This window comes from Kitasatospora sp. NBC_00070, assembly GCF_045041205.1.
Taxonomy (GTDB): Bacteria; Actinomycetota; Actinomycetes; order Streptomycetales; family Streptomycetaceae; genus Kitasatospora.
Genome location: NZ_CP108247.1, coordinates 5537570 through 5554408 on the forward strand (window position 1 = coordinate 5537570; position 16839 = coordinate 5554408).

General features: G+C 72.3%; 13 protein-coding genes. 6 read left to right on the top strand and 7 right to left on the bottom strand.

Translation table 11 applies throughout. The annotated features are described in order from the left end of the window. Positions 1 to 221: 221 nt before the first annotated feature. The 6 genes from OHV05_RS25370 to OHV05_RS25395 all read right to left on the bottom strand — a co-directional run bounded on the left by OHV05_RS25370 (position 222) and on the right by OHV05_RS25395 (position 7353). A complete protein-coding gene (locus OHV05_RS25370) occupies positions 222 to 1802 on the bottom strand; it encodes a TauD/TfdA family dioxygenase (protein WP_405019689.1) in 1581 nt (526 codons plus the stop codon). A 134-nt stretch (positions 1803 to 1936) separates the two neighbouring features. Then, positions 1937 to 2932, bottom strand: coding sequence for a zinc metalloprotease (locus OHV05_RS25375; protein WP_405019690.1), 996 nt, complete (start codon positions 2930 to 2932; stop codon positions 1937 to 1939). Between the two features lie 209 nt (positions 2933 to 3141). Beyond that, positions 3142 to 4188: a LacI family DNA-binding transcriptional regulator gene (locus OHV05_RS25380; RefSeq protein WP_405019691.1), complete on the bottom strand. Its 1047-nt coding sequence runs from the start codon at positions 4186 to 4188 to the stop codon at positions 3142 to 3144. Between the two features lie 32 nt (positions 4189 to 4220). Next, positions 4221 to 5057: a carbohydrate ABC transporter permease gene (locus OHV05_RS25385; RefSeq protein ID WP_405019692.1), complete on the bottom strand. Its 837-nt coding sequence runs from the start codon at positions 5055 to 5057 to the stop codon at positions 4221 to 4223. Next, positions 5057 to 5971 (bottom strand): carbohydrate ABC transporter permease, encoded by a 915-nt coding sequence (locus OHV05_RS25390; protein ID WP_405019693.1) that lies wholly within the window; start codon positions 5969 to 5971, stop codon positions 5057 to 5059. The genes OHV05_RS25385 and OHV05_RS25390 overlap by 1 nt, the downstream gene beginning before the upstream one ends. Positions 5972 to 6042: 71 nt before the next feature. After that, positions 6043 to 7353: an ABC transporter substrate-binding protein gene (locus OHV05_RS25395; protein ID WP_405019694.1), complete on the bottom strand. Its 1311-nt coding sequence runs from the start codon at positions 7351 to 7353 to the stop codon at positions 6043 to 6045. A 198-nt stretch (positions 7354 to 7551) separates the two neighbouring features. Between OHV05_RS25395 and OHV05_RS25400 the strand changes: the two genes are divergently transcribed. After that, entirely contained in the window at positions 7552 to 9567 is a 2016-nt protein-coding gene (locus OHV05_RS25400) for a beta-galactosidase (protein WP_405019695.1), read from the top strand. 175 nt (positions 9568 to 9742) lie between these two features. Then, a complete protein-coding gene (locus OHV05_RS25405; RefSeq protein WP_405019696.1) occupies positions 9743 to 11314 on the top strand; it encodes an arabinogalactan endo-beta-1,4-galactanase in 1572 nt (523 codons plus the stop codon). Positions 11315 to 11333: 19 nt separating this feature from the next. Here OHV05_RS25405 and OHV05_RS25410 read toward each other — a convergent pair whose 3' ends face one another. Further along, complete coding sequence (locus OHV05_RS25410) at positions 11334 to 12416, bottom strand: pyridoxal-phosphate-dependent aminotransferase family protein (RefSeq protein ID WP_405019697.1); 1083 nt, start codon at positions 12414 to 12416, stop codon at positions 11334 to 11336. 99 nt (positions 12417 to 12515) lie between these two features. Between OHV05_RS25410 and OHV05_RS25415 the strand changes: the two genes are divergently transcribed. The 4 genes from OHV05_RS25415 (at position 12516) to glnII (ending at position 16755) form a co-directional block, all read left to right on the top strand. Further along, the gene (locus OHV05_RS25415) at positions 12516 to 13598 is read left to right on the top strand and encodes an amidohydrolase family protein (protein ID WP_405019698.1); all 1083 of its coding nucleotides are present in this window, start codon (positions 12516 to 12518) and stop codon (positions 13596 to 13598) included. A gap of 167 nt (positions 13599 to 13765) precedes the next feature. Further along, positions 13766 to 14443: a uracil-DNA glycosylase gene (locus OHV05_RS25420; protein WP_405019699.1), complete on the top strand. Its 678-nt coding sequence runs from the start codon at positions 13766 to 13768 to the stop codon at positions 14441 to 14443. Between the two features lie 186 nt (positions 14444 to 14629). Further along, entirely contained in the window at positions 14630 to 15553 is a 924-nt protein-coding gene (locus OHV05_RS25425) for an SCO1860 family LAETG-anchored protein (protein ID WP_405019700.1), read from the top strand. A gap of 179 nt (positions 15554 to 15732) precedes the next feature. Further along, entirely contained in the window at positions 15733 to 16755 is a 1023-nt protein-coding gene (gene glnII / locus OHV05_RS25430; RefSeq protein ID WP_403036244.1) for a glutamine synthetase, read from the top strand. The last annotated feature ends 84 nt before the right edge of the window (positions 16756 to 16839 follow it).

Genomic DNA, 16839 nt, shown 5'->3' on the forward strand with positions numbered 1-16839 from the left:
TGGGCGACGCCGATCTTCTGGCACGAGGTGCACCACCAGGGGCTCGGGGAACTGCGACGCCGGCCTCGGAAAAGGTGATCCGTGCGTAAGGGGTCAGGCACTTTCGCAGTGACCCGCACGCCAGATCTCCTCGCAGCTCCCCGAGCCCCTGGGTAGTGCAACTGGACGCACTGCCGAGAGCGCAGCCCCGAGCCCCGAACCGTAGATGCTCGATCGCCTGCCTAGAGCGCAGCTCCCAGCAGTCGGGCCAGCAGCGGCCGGAAGTGGTCGAAGCCCGGGGTGGCCGCGTCGGCGTCCTTCGCCTGGTCGTCCCAGCGCCGGACGGCCACTGCGTCGGCCGCCCCCGCCAGTGCGGCGAACTCCGCCGCCTCCTCCGGCGTCATCGGACCGCCCTGCACCTGGAGGGTGAAGACCGAGGCCTCGGAGAGCAGCGCCAGGTAGGCCGGCTCGACCGCGCACAGGTACCGCTTCGCGGCCACGTGCAGCCGGATCGGTCCGGTCACCTCGGGCCCGAACCACCGGGCGAGCCACTCCGCGCCGGTGTGGCTGTGCCGGTTGTCCCGACCCGCCATCAACTCCGGGCCGGAGCCGCCGAAGTGGCCGATGTCGTGCAGCAGGGCGGCGGCCACCAGGTGGTCGGGGGCACCCGCGGCCTCGGCCAGCGCCCCGCACTGGAGCATGTGCTCGGCCATCGTGACCGCCTCGCCGAGGTACTCCCCGGCGCCCTCGCCCTCGAACAGCCCGGCGACGGTGTCGATCGCGGCGGCCCGCCGGTCCAGCACCGCGAGCGTGGAGGCGAGCGAGTCCAGGTCGGCGTAGCAGCCCTGGAGGTGCCGGGCGCCGTCCCGTTCGAAGGCGGTCCGGGCGTGCAGCAGGCGGGTGTTGTCGAAGATCAGGCAGTCGCCGGGGCCGAGCCGGAAGTCCAGCTGGAGCTCCGGCCGCAGGGTGATCCCGGCGAACCGCCGGTACGCCCGGTAGAACGCCTCGACGTCACCGCCCCGCAGGGTGCCGATCGAACGGTTGTTGAACCGCACCTCGCGGATCCGCCCCAGCGCGTCGACCTCGATCAGCGGCCGGTCGGCCCGCAGCTCGGTGCCCCGGTCGCGGAACACGAACGGCACCGGCGTACCGGTGAGCACCGCGAAGTCCGCCGGGTGCTCGGCCCGCAGCAGGGCGGCCGCCCGGAAGCCGTCCACCAGGCCGGAGTCGCCGCCCTCGGCCTCGTTGCGCAGGCAGTGCAGCAGCTGCAGCGTCGGCACCGGGTCGCGGTAGGGGTTGTCGGTGTGCGGCGCGATCGCCACGTTGGTGAAGGCCAGGTTGTTGGCGTCGGCCTCGACCCGGACGTCGAACAGGTCGCCGTAGTTGGTCTCCCGGACGTACCCGAAGGTCCGGGCCACCGCCAGCACCTGCCGCTCGACCGTCGGCACGCCGCGCAGCAGCGCGAAGCCGAACTGCCGGACCGAGCCCAACACCGCCGCCCGCTCGGCCGGTTCGGCCAGGTAGGTGGACCAGTCGGCCTCCGGCAGCCCGGTGGCGAAGTCCGCGGCGGCCCAGAGCGGCTTGCCCTGCTCGGTCCGCCCGTCGTCGCCCGGCTGCTCCTGCTCGGCCAGGAAGTCGAGCGGGTAGCGGGAGGCGTGTCCGTCCGACCACTCGACCGCCAGCACCCCGTCCGCCTCGGCCGAGGCGGCGATCGTCAGATCGGCGGGCAGGTCGGTGATCTGGAACAGCTTCTGCCCGGTGCGCGGATCGCGGCAGTCGGTGCAGGGGCAGTTGTCGCGCAGCCAGTACGGCGAGAGAGCCATCGGAACGTCCTCCAGGAGCAGAAGTTGTACATACAACTCTGGCCGCCGAAGGTGTCCCCCAGAGGGCCGCGAAACGAACAACGGCCGACGGGCGCCCCTCCGGAAGGAGGAGCGCCCGTCGGCCGTCGACCGGATCAGGCGCGGTACGAGGCCCAGGAGTTGGCCATCCGGGTGACCTGGCCCGGGGTGAACTGGGTCATGCAGGAGTCGTAGGTGTAGTCCATGAAGTTCTTGATCGGGTCCAGGCCCGGCTTGCCGGCGCAGGAGTCGCGGCCGGTCGGGCACTGGAAGGCGGCGCTGCCCTCGGCGGGGGTGTCGCTGACGTAGTCGCCGTTGCCGTTGCAGCCGCCCTGGAAGGTGTGGTAGAGCCCGAGCCAGTGGCCGACCTCGTGGGTGGCGGTGTCACCCTCGTTGTAGTTGGTGGCCGAGCCGCCGGGGAACGAGCTGTCCAGGATCATCACGCCGTCGTCCTTGGGGTTCGACGCGTAGGAGCTCGGGAAGGTGGCCCAACCCAGCAGGTCCTGGCCGAGCTTGGCGGTGTACAGGTTGAGCGCGTTGGCGCCGCCCTTGCGCAGCGTGGTCTTGATGCTCTTCTCGGCGGCCGAGCCCGGCGCGACGCCGTTGTACCAGCTGGAGTTGTCGGTGTAGTCGGTGGAGATCAGCTGGAACTTGAACGGGGTGGCGGTGTTGCCCGACCCCTGCCCGCCGTAGGCCGCGTTCAGGACCGCCAGCTGGCTGCTGACCGTGGCCGCGCTGAGCTTGCCGGTGGTGCCGCTGTGGATCACGTGGACGTAGACCGGGATGGTGGTGGCCGCCAGTGCGCTGCCCGAGAGCAGCTGCTGACCCTGCGCCGACTTCCTCAACTGGGCGACCTTGCCGCTCAGTTCGGCGTCCATCGCCTTGGCCTGGGCGTCGGTCAGCGCGTTCGGCTCGGCGGCGTGGCCGCCCTTGGCCTGACGGGCCGAGGCGTTCTCGCGGGCGGGGCTGTCGACGCAGGTGGAGCCCGGAGCGGCGGCCGCGCCGATCACGGTGGGCATCGCGAACTGACCCGCGGTCAGCATTCCGGCGAGGGCCGCCACACCGAGCAGCCGGCTGGAGGCGTGGGCGAGGGAACGGACAGGACGACGCATCTGCTCTCCTGGTGAAGCCGTGGGGGTCCGGCGGTGAGGGGCCGCCGTGCAAGGAGGCTACGCAGTCTCGACGTGCACGCGTCAGACTTGATCCGGCCGTAAAAAATCCCGCCCCACCGCTCCCGGCCCCCGGGTCCGCCCTGCTGACGGCCCCGCCGCGCCCAGGTGTTACCGCCGCGCAACACCGGGCGCTGTCCGGAAATCGCCGCTCAGGCGGAGTCGCGGATCACCAGTTCGGTCGGGAGGATCACCGTGGAGGGGTCGTCGCCGGCGATCTGGGCGAGCAGCAGGCGGACCATCTCCTCGCTGATCCGGTCCCAGGGCTGCCTGATCGTGGTCAACGGCGGGCGGGTGGTGGGTGCCACCGAGGAGTCGTCGAAGCCGCCGACCGCCACCTGGCCGGGGACGGCCCGCCCGGCCCGGGCCAGCGCGGTGAGGGCGCCGTCGGCCATCAGGTCGGAGGCGACGAACAGGGCGTCCAGGTCGGGGGAGCGGCCCAGCAGCAGGTCGGTGGCGGCCTCGCCGCCCGCGCGGCTGTAGTCCCCCTCGGCGACCAGGCGCTCGTCGTACGGGAGCCCGTACTCGGCCAGCACCTCGCGGTAGCCGGCCAGCCGCTCGACCCCGCCGGGGGTGTCCTGCGGGCCGGTCACGGTGGCCACCCGGCGGCGGCCGGAGTCCAGCAGGTGCCGGACCATCTCCTTGGCGCCCTCCCGGTCGTCGGCCGCGACGTAGGCGAGCCGGCCGCGGTGGCCGAGCGGCTTGCCGCAGGAGACCACCGGGAGTTCGGCCTGCCGGAGCTCGGCCAGGATCGGGTTGCCCGCGTGCGAGGAGACCAGCAGCACGCCGTCCGCGTGCCCGGCCGCCAGGTAGCGGGTGACCCGGCGGCGCTCGGCCTCGTTGCCCGCCGTCATCAGGATCAGCGGGATGTCGTGCTCGGCCAGCGCCGCGGTGCAACCCCGCAGCAGTGAGACGAAGTTGGGGTCCTCGAAGAAGCGCTCCTGCGGCTCGGTGAGCAGGAAGGCGACCGAGCCCGAGCGCTGGGTGACCAGGCTCCGGGCGGCCCGGTTGACCACGTAGCCGAGCTTCCTGATCGCCGCGTTCACCGCCTCCAGGGCGGCCGGGCTGACGTTGTGCCCGCCCTGGAGGACGCGGGAGACGGTGCCGCGCGAGACGCCCGCCTCGGCGGCCACGTCGTGGATGGTCGGCGGGCGCCGGGTACGGCCGGTGGGCCGGGAGCGGGGCGCTGGCTCCGTCATGTGATCCCTCGGGAGATGGTGCTGGCGGACAGTCAGGACTTTACGGCGCCGGAGAGCAGATCCATGCGCCAGTAGCGCTGGAGTCCCAGGAAGAGCGCGATCAGCGGGACGATCGAGAGCAGCGCCCCGGTGATCACCAGGGTGTACAGCGCGGGGGCGTTGGCACCCTGCTGGAGCAGCGAGTACAGGCCCACGGTGACCGGGAACTTCGAGTCGTCGCCGAGCATGATGTACGGCAGCAGGAAGTTGTTCCAGATCGCCACGAACTGGAACAGGAAGACGGTCACCAGACCGGGCAGCATCATCGGCAGCGCCACGCTGCGGAACAGTCGGAACTCCCGGGCGCCGTCCACCCGGGCGGCCTCCACCACCTCGTCCGGGATCGCGCCGGCCGCGTAGATCCTGGCCAGGTAGATGCCGTACGGGCTGAGGATGCTGGGCAGCAGCACCGACCAGTAGCTGTCGGCCAGCCCGGCCTCGGCCATCAGCAGGTACTGCGGGATGGCCAGCGTGATCGGCGGCATCAGCACCCCGGCGAGCAGGGTGGAGAACAGCGCGTTCCGGCCCCGGAAGCGGTACTTGGCCAGTGCGTAACCGGTCACCCCGGAGAGCGCGGCGGAGAGCAGCGCACCCAGACCCGCGTACAGCGCGGAGTTGAGCATCCAGCGCCAGTAGACGCCGTCCCGGTAGGCGGACAGCTCGGCCAGGTTGTCCAGGAAGCCGGAGCCCGGGGCGAAGGTGAAGGTGGTGAACAGCTCCTGGCCGCTCTTGGTCGAGGCCGTCAGCACCCAGAGGATCGGCACCAGGCAGTAGACCGCGCCGAGCAGCAGGATCAGGGTGGGGACCCACCGGGTCGACTTGGTACGCATCAGCTGCCCCCGTCGGTGCGCTTGTTGACCAGCTTGAGGAAGCCGAAGGAGAGGAGCAGGGTGGCGACCGCGACGACCACCGAGGTGGCGGCGGCGGAGTGGATGTCGCCCTGCACGAAGGCGTCCCGGTAGACCTTCATCAGCGGGCTCCAGGTGGAACTGAGCGCGTTGGTCATCGGCTTGAGCGTCATCGGCTCGCTGAACACCTGCAGGGTGGCGATCATCGAGAAGAAGAAGGTCAGCACCAGCGCGGGCAGCACCATCGGGATCTTGATCTTCAGGGCGATCGCCGGCTCCGAGCAGCCGTCCAGCCGGGCCGCCTCGTACAGCTCGACCGGGATCGAGCGCAGCGAGGTGTAGATGACGATCATGTTGAAGCCGGTGCCGCCCCAGACCGCGATGTTGGCCAGCGCGACGTAGAGGCCGTGGCCGGAGAGCAGGTCGGGCCCCGCCATCCCGGCCTGGTCCAGCAGGAAGTAGCCGGGGCTGACGGTCGGCAGGTAGAGGAAGCCCCAGAGCAGCGAGGCCACGATGCCGGGCACCGCGTACGGCAGGAAGATCGCCAGCCGGGAGAACGCGCCGAACCGGATCGCCGGGGTGTCCAGCAGCAGCGCGAGGAGCAGCGCGGCGCCGAGCATCGTGGGCACCAGCAGGATCCCGTAGAGCAGGGTCCGGCCGGCGCCGCCGAGCAGTTCGGGGTCGCTCAGGGCCGAGGTGTAGTTGGCGAGCCCGGCCCAGACCTCGGTGCGGGCGCCGGAGCCGAGGCCGAGGCCCTTGACCCGGACCGCGCGGAAGCTCAGGTAGACCGCGTAACCGATCGGCAGGGCGAAGAACAGGGCGAACAGCAGGGTGGCGGGGGCGAGGAAGGCGTACGGGGCGAGTCGCCTGGTCGGCCTGGGCTGAGGGGGCGCCATGGCGGTCCTTGGGTCGGGGAGGGCGCCCGGAGCTGACAGCGGATCAGCCCCGGGCCTGGTCAACGGGCCGGTCAGCCTTCGGTCTTGAAGCCGTTCTTCTTCAGGTCCGCGACGGTGGCCTGCTGCATCGCGGTCAGCGCGGCGGCGAAGTCGCCCTTCTCCTGGGCGGCCTTGCCGAAGGCGTCCTTGAAGGTGGAGTAGGCGACGTTGACGTTCGGTCCCCAGGCGGCGGCCGCGGTGCCCTTGGCGATCTCGGCGGCCTTCGGGTAGAAGTCGGCCTGGTTGGCGAAGAACTCCGGCGCAGTGGCCAGGGCGGCGCCGGTCTGGGCGGAGGTGGCGGCCGGGTAGACGCCCGCCTCCTTGACCAGCGCGGCGACGGCGGCCGGGTCGGTGTTCAGCCAGGTGGCGAACTGCGCGGCGGCGTCGGCGTGTCCGGCCTTGGCCGCACCGGTGGTGACGCCGGTGCTGGAGCCGCCCCAGCTGCCGGTGACCGACTCGCCCGCGGTCCACTGCGGCAGCGGGGCCATCGCCCACTTGCCCTTGGTGTCGGGCGCCGAGCCGGTGAGGACGCCGGGTGCCCAGACCGCGCTGACCCAGGCGAGCTGCGAACCGTCGTTCAGCGCCTTGCTCCAGGCCGGGGTGTACATCGGCTGGTTGTCGATGGCGCCCTCCTTGACCAGGCCGCCCCAGAAGTCGGCCACCTTCCTGGTGGCGGCGTCGTCGATGCCGACCTTCCAGGTCTCACCGGCGGCGGTCCACCACTTGGCGCCGGCCTGCTGGGCCAGCCCGGCGAACAGGCCGGAGTCGTTGGCGGAGAAGGTGGTGAGCGCCCGGCCCGGCTCCTTCTGCTTCAACTGGCGCGCCGTGTCGGCGAATTCGGCCCAGGTGGCGGGGACCTTGAGGCCGTACTGCTGGAACAGGTCGGTGCGGTAGTAGAGCGCGAGCGGGGCGGTGTCCTGCGGGATCGCGTACACCGCGTCGGTGCCGAGCGAGACCTGCTGCCAGACCCCGGCGGCGAACTGGCCCTTCGCCGCGCCCGCCTGCCGGGAGATGTCGGCCAGCACGTCGTTGGAGACCAGCGTGGGCAGCGCCTGGAACTCGGCCTGCACCAGGTCGGGGGCGTTGCCGGCCTTGGCGGCGGTGATCGTCTTGGTGACCAGGTCGTCGCCGCTGGCCTGCTTCTGCACGCTCACCCGGATGTCGGGGTGGGCCTGGTTCCAGAGCTCCACCACCTTGTCCATGTTCGGGGTCCAGGACCAGAAGGTCAGGTTCACCGGGCCGGCGGCGGCCTTGGACCCGGTGTCGGCCGAGCTGGAACAGGCGGCGAGCACCAGCGTGCCGACCAGGGCGGCGGCGGCCGGGGCGAGGGCGCGACGGTTCATGGGGATCCTCCGGGGATCACTGCTGCGAGGGGAGTGGCGGGGGCAGCCGGAGCGGGTGGGGCCGCGGTCATCGGCTGTGCACGTTCACAGTACGGAAACCAGTCGGACACTTGTCAATGCTTGGAGTCTTACGGTTATCTAGGTGAGACACGCAGCCCGACGGCTGTGCACGTTCACAGAATTCCCCTGGAGTCTGACATGGAACACCCGCTGACCTGGCCCGTCGGGTTGGACGCGCTCGCCTTCGGCGGGGACTACAACCCGGAGCAGTGGCCCGAGGGGGTCTGGCAGCAGGACGTCGAGCTGATGCGCGCGGCCGGGGTCACCATGGTCAGCGTCGGGATCTTCTCCTGGGCCCTGCTGGAGACCGAGCGCGGCAGCTACGACTTCGGCTGGCTGGACCGGCTGCTCGACCTGCTGCACGGGAACGGCATCCGGGTGGACCTCGGCACCCCCACCGTGGTGCCGCCCGCCTGGTTCTACCGCGAGCACCCCGAGGCGCTGCCGGTCAGCAAGGACGGGGTGCGGTACGAGTTCGGCGGGCGCGGCGCGATCTGCCACAGCTCGCCCGCCTACCAGCAGGCCGCCGCGAGCATCACCGAGCAGCTCGGCCTGCGCTACGGCGCCCACCCGGCGGTCGCGCTCTGGCACGTGCACAACGAGTACGGCGTCCCGGTCAGCGCCTGCTACTGCGAGACCTCCGCTGCGCACTTCCGGCGCTGGCTGGCCGACCGCTACCCGAGCCTGGACGAGCTCAACTCGGCCTGGGGCACCACCTTCTGGGGCCAGCGGTACAACCGCTGGGACGACATCCGGCCGCCCCGGACCACCCCCACGGCGGGCAACCCGGCGCAGCAGCTGGACTGGGCCCGGTTCACCAACGACGCCATCCTGGCCAACTTCAAGCGCGAGCGGGACGTACTGCATCGCCGGTCGCCGGGCGTCCCGGTCACCACCAACTTCATGACCGCGCTGTCCCAGTGCGAGTCGCTGGACTACTGGGCCTGGGGCCGCGAGGTGGACATCGTCTCGAACGACCACTACCTGGTCGCCGAGGCGCCGCGCAACCACGTCAACCTCGCGATGTCGGCGGACCTCACCCGCTCGGTGGCCGGCGGCCGCCCCTGGCTGCTACTGGAGCACTCCACCGGCGCGGTCAACTGGCAGCCCCGCAACCTGGCCAAGCAGCCCGGCGAGCTGGCCCGCAACAGCCTGGCGCACGTCGCCCGGGGCTCGGACGGCGCGATGTTCTTCCAGTGGCGGGCCTCCCGCCAGGGCGCCGAGAAGTTCCACTCCGCGATGCTGCCGCACGCCGGGACGGACAGCCGGATCTGGCGCGAGGTGGTCGCACTCGGCGCCGACCTCGGCGCGCTCGGCGCCGTCCGGGGCAGTCGGGTCCGGGCCGACGCGGCGATCCTCTGGGACTGGCAGTCCTGGTGGGCACAGAAGCTGGAGTGGCGGCCGAGCGAGGACCTGGACGCCCGCGAGCGGGCCGACGCCTGGTACGCCGCCGCCTACGACCGGCACCTGACGGTCGACTTCGCACACCCCGAGGCCGACCTCGCCGGCTACCCGCTGGTGCTGGTCCCGGCGCTGTACCTGATGACCGAGGCCGCCTCGCGCAACCTCCGGGAGTACGTGGCCGGCGGCGGCACCCTGGCGGTCTCCTACTTCTCCGGCATCGTGGACGAGCACGACGCCGTCCAGCCGGGCCCGCACCCCGGCGCGCTGCGCGACGTACTCGGCCTCACGGTCGAGGAGTTCGCGCCGCTGCGGGCCGGGGAGCAGGTCCGACTGGACGGGCCTGACGGTCCGTTGACCGGGGACGTGTGGTCCGAGTTCGTCGTCCCGCGCGGGGCCGAACCGGTCTGGACGTACGCCGACGGCCCCGCCGCCGGGCACCCCGCCGTCACCCGGCACCTGCTCGGGGACGGCACCGCCTGGTACGTCTCCAGCCGGTTGAACGGCGCCGACCTGGACACCGTGCTGGCCCGGGCCTGCGCCGACGCGGGCCTGGCCGCGCGGGAACTCCCGCGTGACGTCGAGCTGGTGGAGCGGATCGGCGAGCAGGGGCGCTACCTGTTCGCGATCAACCACGGCTCCGTCGCGGTGCGGCTCCCGCTGCCGACGGCGGGCGTCGAACTGATCACCGGCAAGCCGGTCACGGACCGGCTCGACCTGCCCGCCAACTCCACCCGGGTGGTCAGCAGCTGACCCCGGCCCGAAACCACCTGCCGGAGCCGCCGAGGGTCGGCCCCGGCAGGGCCCGCCGGTCCGGCTCCCCCGGACCGGCCCCGGTGGGGCGCCCGCACCCCCCAGGCGCGGCGCCCCACCGGCACACCCTCGTGGCACCACCTCCCCCACCCCACCTCCATCGCCAAGGATGACGATGCACCAGGGAATCCAGCGCCTGCTGAGCGGCGCCGCCACACTCCTGCTCGCCACCGCCGGTGCGGTCGCGCTCCCCGCCACGGGCGCCGAAGCCGCCACCGGCCTCACCAACCCCGGCTTCGAGTCGGACGGTTCGGCCACCGCCACCTCCACCGGCTGGTCGACCTACTCGGCGGCGGGCCGGAACGCCGCCTCGTACACCGAGGCCGGCGGGCAGGCCGGCTCGTACCGGCTCACCCACTGGTCCGCCACCGCCTACCAGGTGGAGACCTACCAGTACCTCTCCGGGCTGGCCAACGGGAACTACACCCTGACCGCCTGGGTCCGCTCCAGCGGCGGGCAGAACTCCGCCTACCTCGCGCTGCGCAACTGCGGCTCCGCCGAGCAGCGCACCGACCTGCCGCCCACTCCCAACGGCGGCTGGATCCGGCTGGTCACCTCGGTCGCGGTGACCGGCGGCCAGTGCACGGTGAGCATCAACTCCGATGCCAACGCCGGGAACTGGCTGAACGTCGACGCGCTGACCTTCACCCCGGGCGGGACCGGCCTGGCGGTCAAGGGCGGTGACGTCTCCTCGCTGAAGAAGAGCGAGGACAAGGGCGGCGTCTACCGGAACGCGGCCGGGACCACCGGCGACGCCCTGACCGTCCTGAACTCCGCCGGGATGAACTACGTCCGCCTCAAGGTCTGGGTGAACCCGGCCGACGGCTACAACACCAAGGCCCAGGTGCTGGCCATGGCCAGGCGGGCCAAGGCACTCGGGATGGGCGTCCTGGTGGACTTCCACTACTCCGACCACTGGGCCCACCCGGGCCAGCAGGACAAGCCCGCCGCCTGGGCCTCGTACACCACGGCCCAGCTCGGCACCGCCGTCTACAACCACACCTACGACGTGCTGAACGCCCTCAAGGCACAGGGCACCACGGCGGACCTGGTGCAGATCGGCAACGAGATCAACGGCGGGATGCTGCTCCCGACCGGCTCCGCCTCGAACTGGGCCGACCTGGCCGGGCTGCTCAAGCAGGGCGTCAACGCGGCCAAGGCGGTGAGCAGTTCGACCAGGGTCGCGCTGCACCTGGCCAAGGGCGGCGACCTGGCCGGCACCCGGGTCTTCTTCGACAACGCGGTGGCCGACGGCGTGCCCTTCGACCTGATCGGGCTGTCCTACTACGGCTACTGGCACGGCCCGTTGAACGACCTGCAGGCCACCCTCGACGACGCGGCCGCCCGCTACGGCAAGCCGGTCTTCGTCGCCGAGACCGCCTACGCCTTCACCACCGCGAACAACGACGCGCTGGAGAACAACTTCCTCGCGGCGAACGTGCAGAGCGGCTACCCCGCCACCCAGGCGGGGCAGGCCGCCAACCTGCGCGACGTGCTGAACGTGGTCGAGGCGGTCCCGAACGGCCGCGGCCTGGGCGTCTTCTACTGGGAGCCGACCTGGACCGCCGTCGCGGGCAACGGCTGGGATCCGGCGGACGCCGGTTCGGGCAACGCCTGGGAGAACCAGGCGCTGTTCGACTACACCAACAAGGTGACCAGCGCGGCCAGTTGGTTCAAGCACCGCTGACCGTGACGGTGCGTCGACCTCAGCCCGCGAGCGCGGCGGTCCAGGCCGCCTCGGCCGCCTCGGCGACGCCGTCCGCGTCGGGTACCAGCCCGGCCAGCGCGGTCAGGCAGGCCAGCACGGTGTCCAGTGCGGCCGCGCGACCGTAGTGGTTGACGCGGAGCATCCCGCCGGCCAGGGCACCGCCGCCGGCCTGGATCGGCAGCGCCCGGTCCAGGCCGGCCACCAGGGCGGTGGCGTCCACGCCCGGCGGGGTGCGGATCGTGGTGGCGACCGGGGCGGCGTCCCGGTCGGCCGGGACGAACAGCGAGAACCCGCCGAGGGCCCGGACCCCCGCCCGGGTGGCGGCCGCCGCCGCGCGGTGCCGGGCGATGGTGCCGGCCAGCGTCTCGGCCTCGATCCGGTCCAGGCAGGCACCGAGCGCGAGCATCTCCAACTGGGCCGGGGCGTGCGGCAGTACGGTGCGTCCGGCGTCGGTCCAGCGCTCCTTCCAGTCCAGCAGCGAGAGGTACGAGCGGCGCGGGGCGGCCGGGTTGGCGAGGATCCGCTCCCAGGCCCGGTCGCTGACCGAGACGGCGGACACCCCGGCCGGCCCGGCCATCGCCTTCTGGCCACCGACCACGCAGAGGTCGACACCCCAGGCGTCGGTGGGCAGCGGCTCGGCCGCCACCGAGGCGACCGCGTCCAGCATCAGCAGCGCCCCGTGCTCGCGGACCACGTCGGCGATCTCGGCCACCGGGTTGGTGTTCCCGGTGGCCGCCTCGGCGTGCACCAGCGAGACGAAGTCGATCTCCGGCCGGCCCGCCAGCACCTCGGCCACCTGCCCGGCCGTCACGGCGGTGCTGAACGGCACCGTCAGGTCCACCGCCTTGCTGCCGCAGTCCCGCAGCCAGTTGCCGAAGGTCTGCCCGTACGGACCGGTGACGATGTTGAGCGCGGTGGAGCCCGGGTGCGCGGCACTCCGGATCGCGGCCTCCAGCGGGAGCAGCGCCTCGCCCTGGGTGACGATCACGTCGGCCCGGGTCTGCAGCAGCTCGGCGACCTGGTCCTCGATCGCGGCGAACCGGGCGGCGCCGAGCGGCGGGAGGTCGAGGAAGGTGCTCACGGTGGGGCCTTTCGGGAGGGGCCGGGCGGAGGGCTGCCGAGGACAGTTTGCCCCAGTCCGTCCCTCGGCAGGGAGTTCGGGGCTCGGTAGAGTGCGGGCATGGGTGATGCTGCGGTGCTGCACGTCAAGGGCCGGGTGCTGGTCGGTCCGGACGATGTCCGGGACGAACTCTGGGTACTGGACGGCCGGGTGACGTACCAACGGCCCGCCGCCGAGTCCCGTACGGTGCACGGCTGGGCGGTGCCCGGCCTGGTCGACGCGCACTGTCACGTCGGTCTGGACGCGCACGGCGCCGTGGACGCCGCGACCAGCGAGAAGCAGGCCATCACCGACCGGGACGCCGGCACCCTGCTGATCCGGGACGCCGGTTCGGCCGCCGACACCCGCTGGGTGGACGCCCGCGAGGACCTGCCCCGGATCATCCGGGCGGGCCGTCACATCGCCCGTACCAGGCGCTACATCCGCAACTACGCGCACGAGATCGAGCCCGGTGACCTGCCCGCGTACGTCCGGGCCGAGGCCCGGCGCGGCGACGGCTGGGTCAAGCTGGTCGGCGACTGGATCGACCGCGAGCGCGGCGACCTGGCCGCCTGCTGGCCCGGCGACGCCCTGCGGGAGGCCGTCGCGGCGGCGCACCAGGAGGGGGCCCGGGTCACCGCGCACTGCTTCGCCGCCGAGTCGCTGCCCGACCTGCTGGCCGCCGGGATCGACTGCGTGGAGCACGCCACCGGCCTGACCGAGGAGTTGATCCCGCAGTTCGCCGAGCGCGGGGTGGCGATCGTGCCCACGCTGGTGAACATCGCGACCTTTCCCAAGCTGGCCTCGGTCGGCGCGGAACGCTTTCCGGCCTGGGCGGCGCACATGCGGCGGCTGCACGAGCGGCGCTACGACACGGTCGGTGCCGCCCACGATGCGGGCGTCCCGATCTACGTCGGCACCGACGCGGGCGGTTCGCTCGCCCACGGCCTGGTCGCCGAGGAGGTGGCCGAACTGGTCAAGGCCGGGCTCTCCCCGCTCGCCGCGCTCGGCGCCACCACCTGGACCGCCCGTAAGTGGCTGGGCCGCCCGGGCCTCACCGAGGGCGCCCCGGCCGACCTGGTCGTCTACGCCGCCGACCCCCGCACCGACATCCGCATCCTCGCCGACCCCCAACTCGTCGTCCTCCGCGGCCGAATCGTCTGACGCCGCCCTTTGGCACGTGGAGCCCCTGGACAGTGCAACCGAACGCCCTGCCACACGCGCAGCCCCGAGCCCCTGGACCGTAGATGTCGGAGCGCCTGCCTACAGCGCAGCCCTCGGCCGCTGGGCGTCTGCAAAAGGTGCGGCCCGGGCCCGTTAGGGTGGTCCGTATGGCTGCACGTCCGTTGAACGAGATTGTCGAGCCCGGCTGGGCCAAGGCGCTGGAGCCGGTGGCCGGACGGGTCGCCGCGATGGGGGACTTCCTGCGCGCGGAGCTGGCTGCGGGCCGGACCTACCTGCCGTCCGGGCCGAACGTGCTGCGGGCGTTCCAGCAGCCCTTCGACCAGGTCCGGGTGCTGATCGTGGGTCAGGACCCGTACCCGACGCCGGGCCATGCGGTGGGCCTGAGCTTCTCGGTGGCCCCCGAGGTCCGCCCGATCCCGGGCAGCCTGATCAACATCTTCCAGGAGTACGGCCGCGACCTCGGCTTCCCGCCGCCCGCCAACGGCGACCTCACGCCCTGGACCGGGCAGGGCGTGCTGCTGCTCAACCGGGCGCTGACCACCGCGCCGGGCAAGCCGGCCGCGCACCGGGGCAAGGGCTGGGAAGAGGTCACCGAGCAGGCGATCCGGGCCCTGGTGGACCGGGGCGGGCCGCTGGTGGCGATCCTCTGGGGGCGGGACGCCCGCAACCTGCGTCCGCTGCTCGGCGAGGTGCCGGCCGTCGAGTCGGCGCACCCGAGCCCGATGTCGGCGAGCGGCGGCTTCTTCGGCTCCCGCCCGTTCAGCCGGGCCAACCAGATGCTGCTCGGCCAGGGCGCCCAGCCGGTGGACTGGCGCCTGCCGTAGCGGCGCCCCGTCAGCACTCCGCGTCAACTCGACCCGAAAGAGTGAACTGACGCTCAGTGGTGCTCATGTGACGGATTGTTCGAAGAGACTGACGGCAGTCGAGAGCACCGCCCCCTCCCCGTGCCTGTGCCGAGGAGCTTCCGTGGCCGGCTCTGCCCACTCTTCCTCCCTGGGGGTTCCTCCGTCATGCCCGTGCGCCACTCCGTACTCCGTGCCTCGGCTGCCACCGCCCTGACCGCCGCGCTGGTCCTACCTGGCACCGCCCGGGCGGCCGACCCGGCGGGCGGCTCGCCCGGCCGGGCCTCCGCCGTCACGGCCGAACTCGACCTGAAGGTCGCCCTGGTGGCCGGTGCGGCCGCCGTCCCGGTCCGGATCTCGCTGAACAAGGTGGAGTCCCCGGCCAGCCTGGACGGCTCGGTGCTGACCGCCAAGGTGGACGGGGTGGACCAGGGGCGGCCGGTCACCCTGGTGCGGGCGGAGGTCGGCAAGTCGAGCACCAGGGCGGATGCCACCGGCTCGGCCGCCAAGGTCGAACTGCTGGACGCCGACGTCCGGGCCCCCGGTCTGCTGGGGGCGGCGCTGCTCGGTCTCGAGGCGCTGAGCGCCGAGGTGACCTGCCCGGTGGACGGGCCGCCGACCGCGAAGGTGAACTCGCCCGCCCGGATCACCGTGCTGGGCAAGTCCGTCACGCTGGGGCTGAACGGCCCGACCCACGTGGACGTGCCGGGGGTCGGCTCGGTCGACATCCAGTTCTCCCGGCGGACCACCACCTCCGCCACGGCCGCCGCCTCCGCCCTGGAGGTCGCGCTGGACGTGAACCCGCTGCAGCTGAACGTCGCCAAGGTCACCGGCCGGATCACGGTGGCCTCGGTCAGCTGCGAGAAGCCCGTCCCGGCGGCCACCCCGAGCGCCGCCACCGGCAGCACCCCGGCCCGGGCCAACCGGGCGGTCCCCGCGGTGGCGGGCGAGAGCCCCGAGGGCCGGACGCTGGCCGCCACCGGCAGCAGCGGGACCGGCACCGTACTGGCCGCCGCCGGAACCCTGCTGGCGGTCGGGGCGGTGGCACTGGGGATGACCCGGCGGCGCCGCGCGCACGTCCGGAAGCACTGAGCGGTACCGCTCAAGGGGTGGGACCAACTGTCCGGGATGTGGACGTGGCACTTTCCGACCGTACTCGTGCCGCTGCGGACGGTTGGTTCACATGGGCGTTACATAGGAGGAACAACTGGGAAACGGCGGCTTGCGACGCTACGCGGGCACCCACCACCCAAGCAGTGAGGTTCACCGCAATGGCAATCAAGGCCGAGTACATCTGGATCGACGGCACCAAGCCGACCGCCAAGCTCCGTTCCAAGACTCGGGTGCTGGCCAACGCGGACAAGATCCCCACCTGGGGCTTCGACGGCTCGTCGACCAACCAGGCCGAGGGTCACGCCTCGGACCGTGTGCTCGACCCGGTCAAGGTCGTGAAGGACCCGATCCGCGGCGGCGACCACATCCTGGTCCTCTGTGAGGTCCTGGAGACGGACGGTACCCCGCACGAGTCCAACACCCGCGCGCTGCTGCGTCCGGTCGCCGAGCAGTTCTCCGCTCAGGAGGCCATCTTCGGCATCGAGCAGGAGTACACCTTCTTCAAGGGCTCCCGCCCGCTCGGCTTCCCGGAGGGCGGCTACCCGGCCCCGCAGGGTGGTTACTACTGCGGCATCGGCGCCGAGGAGGTCTTCGGCCGCGAGATCGTCGAGCTGCACCTCGACCGCTGCATCGACGCCGGCCTGGCGATCTGCGGCATCAACGCCGAGGTCATGCCCGGCCAGTGGGAGTTCCAGATCGGCCCGGTCGACGCGCTGACCGTCTCGGACGACCTGTGGATCGCCCGCTACCTGCTCTACCGCACCGCCGAGGAGTTCGGCATCGACGCGACCCTGGACGCCAAGCCGGTGCGCGGCGACTGGAACGGCGCGGGTGCGCACACCAACTTCTCCACCAAGGCGATGCGTGAGGGCTACGACGCCATCATCACCGCCTGCGAGTCGCTCGGTGCCTCGCAGGAGAAGGTCCTGGAGCACGTCAACCAGTACGGTGACGACATCCAGTCCCGCCTGACCGGCAAGCACGAGACCGCCCCGTGGAACGTCTACTCCTACGGCGCGTCCGACCGCGGCGCCTCGGTCCGCATCCCGTGGCAGGTCGAGGTGGACCGCAAGGGCTACATCGAGGACCGTCGCCCGAACGCGAACGTCGACCCGTACGTGGTCACCCGCCTGATCGTCAACACCTGCTGCTCGGCCCTGGAGAAGGCCGGCCAGGTCTGATCCGGCTGAACGCCCGTCACGTCGCCCGGCCCGCCCGCCCCTCCGGGGGTGGGCGGGCCGCCGCCGTTCTGCCACCCTTGGCTG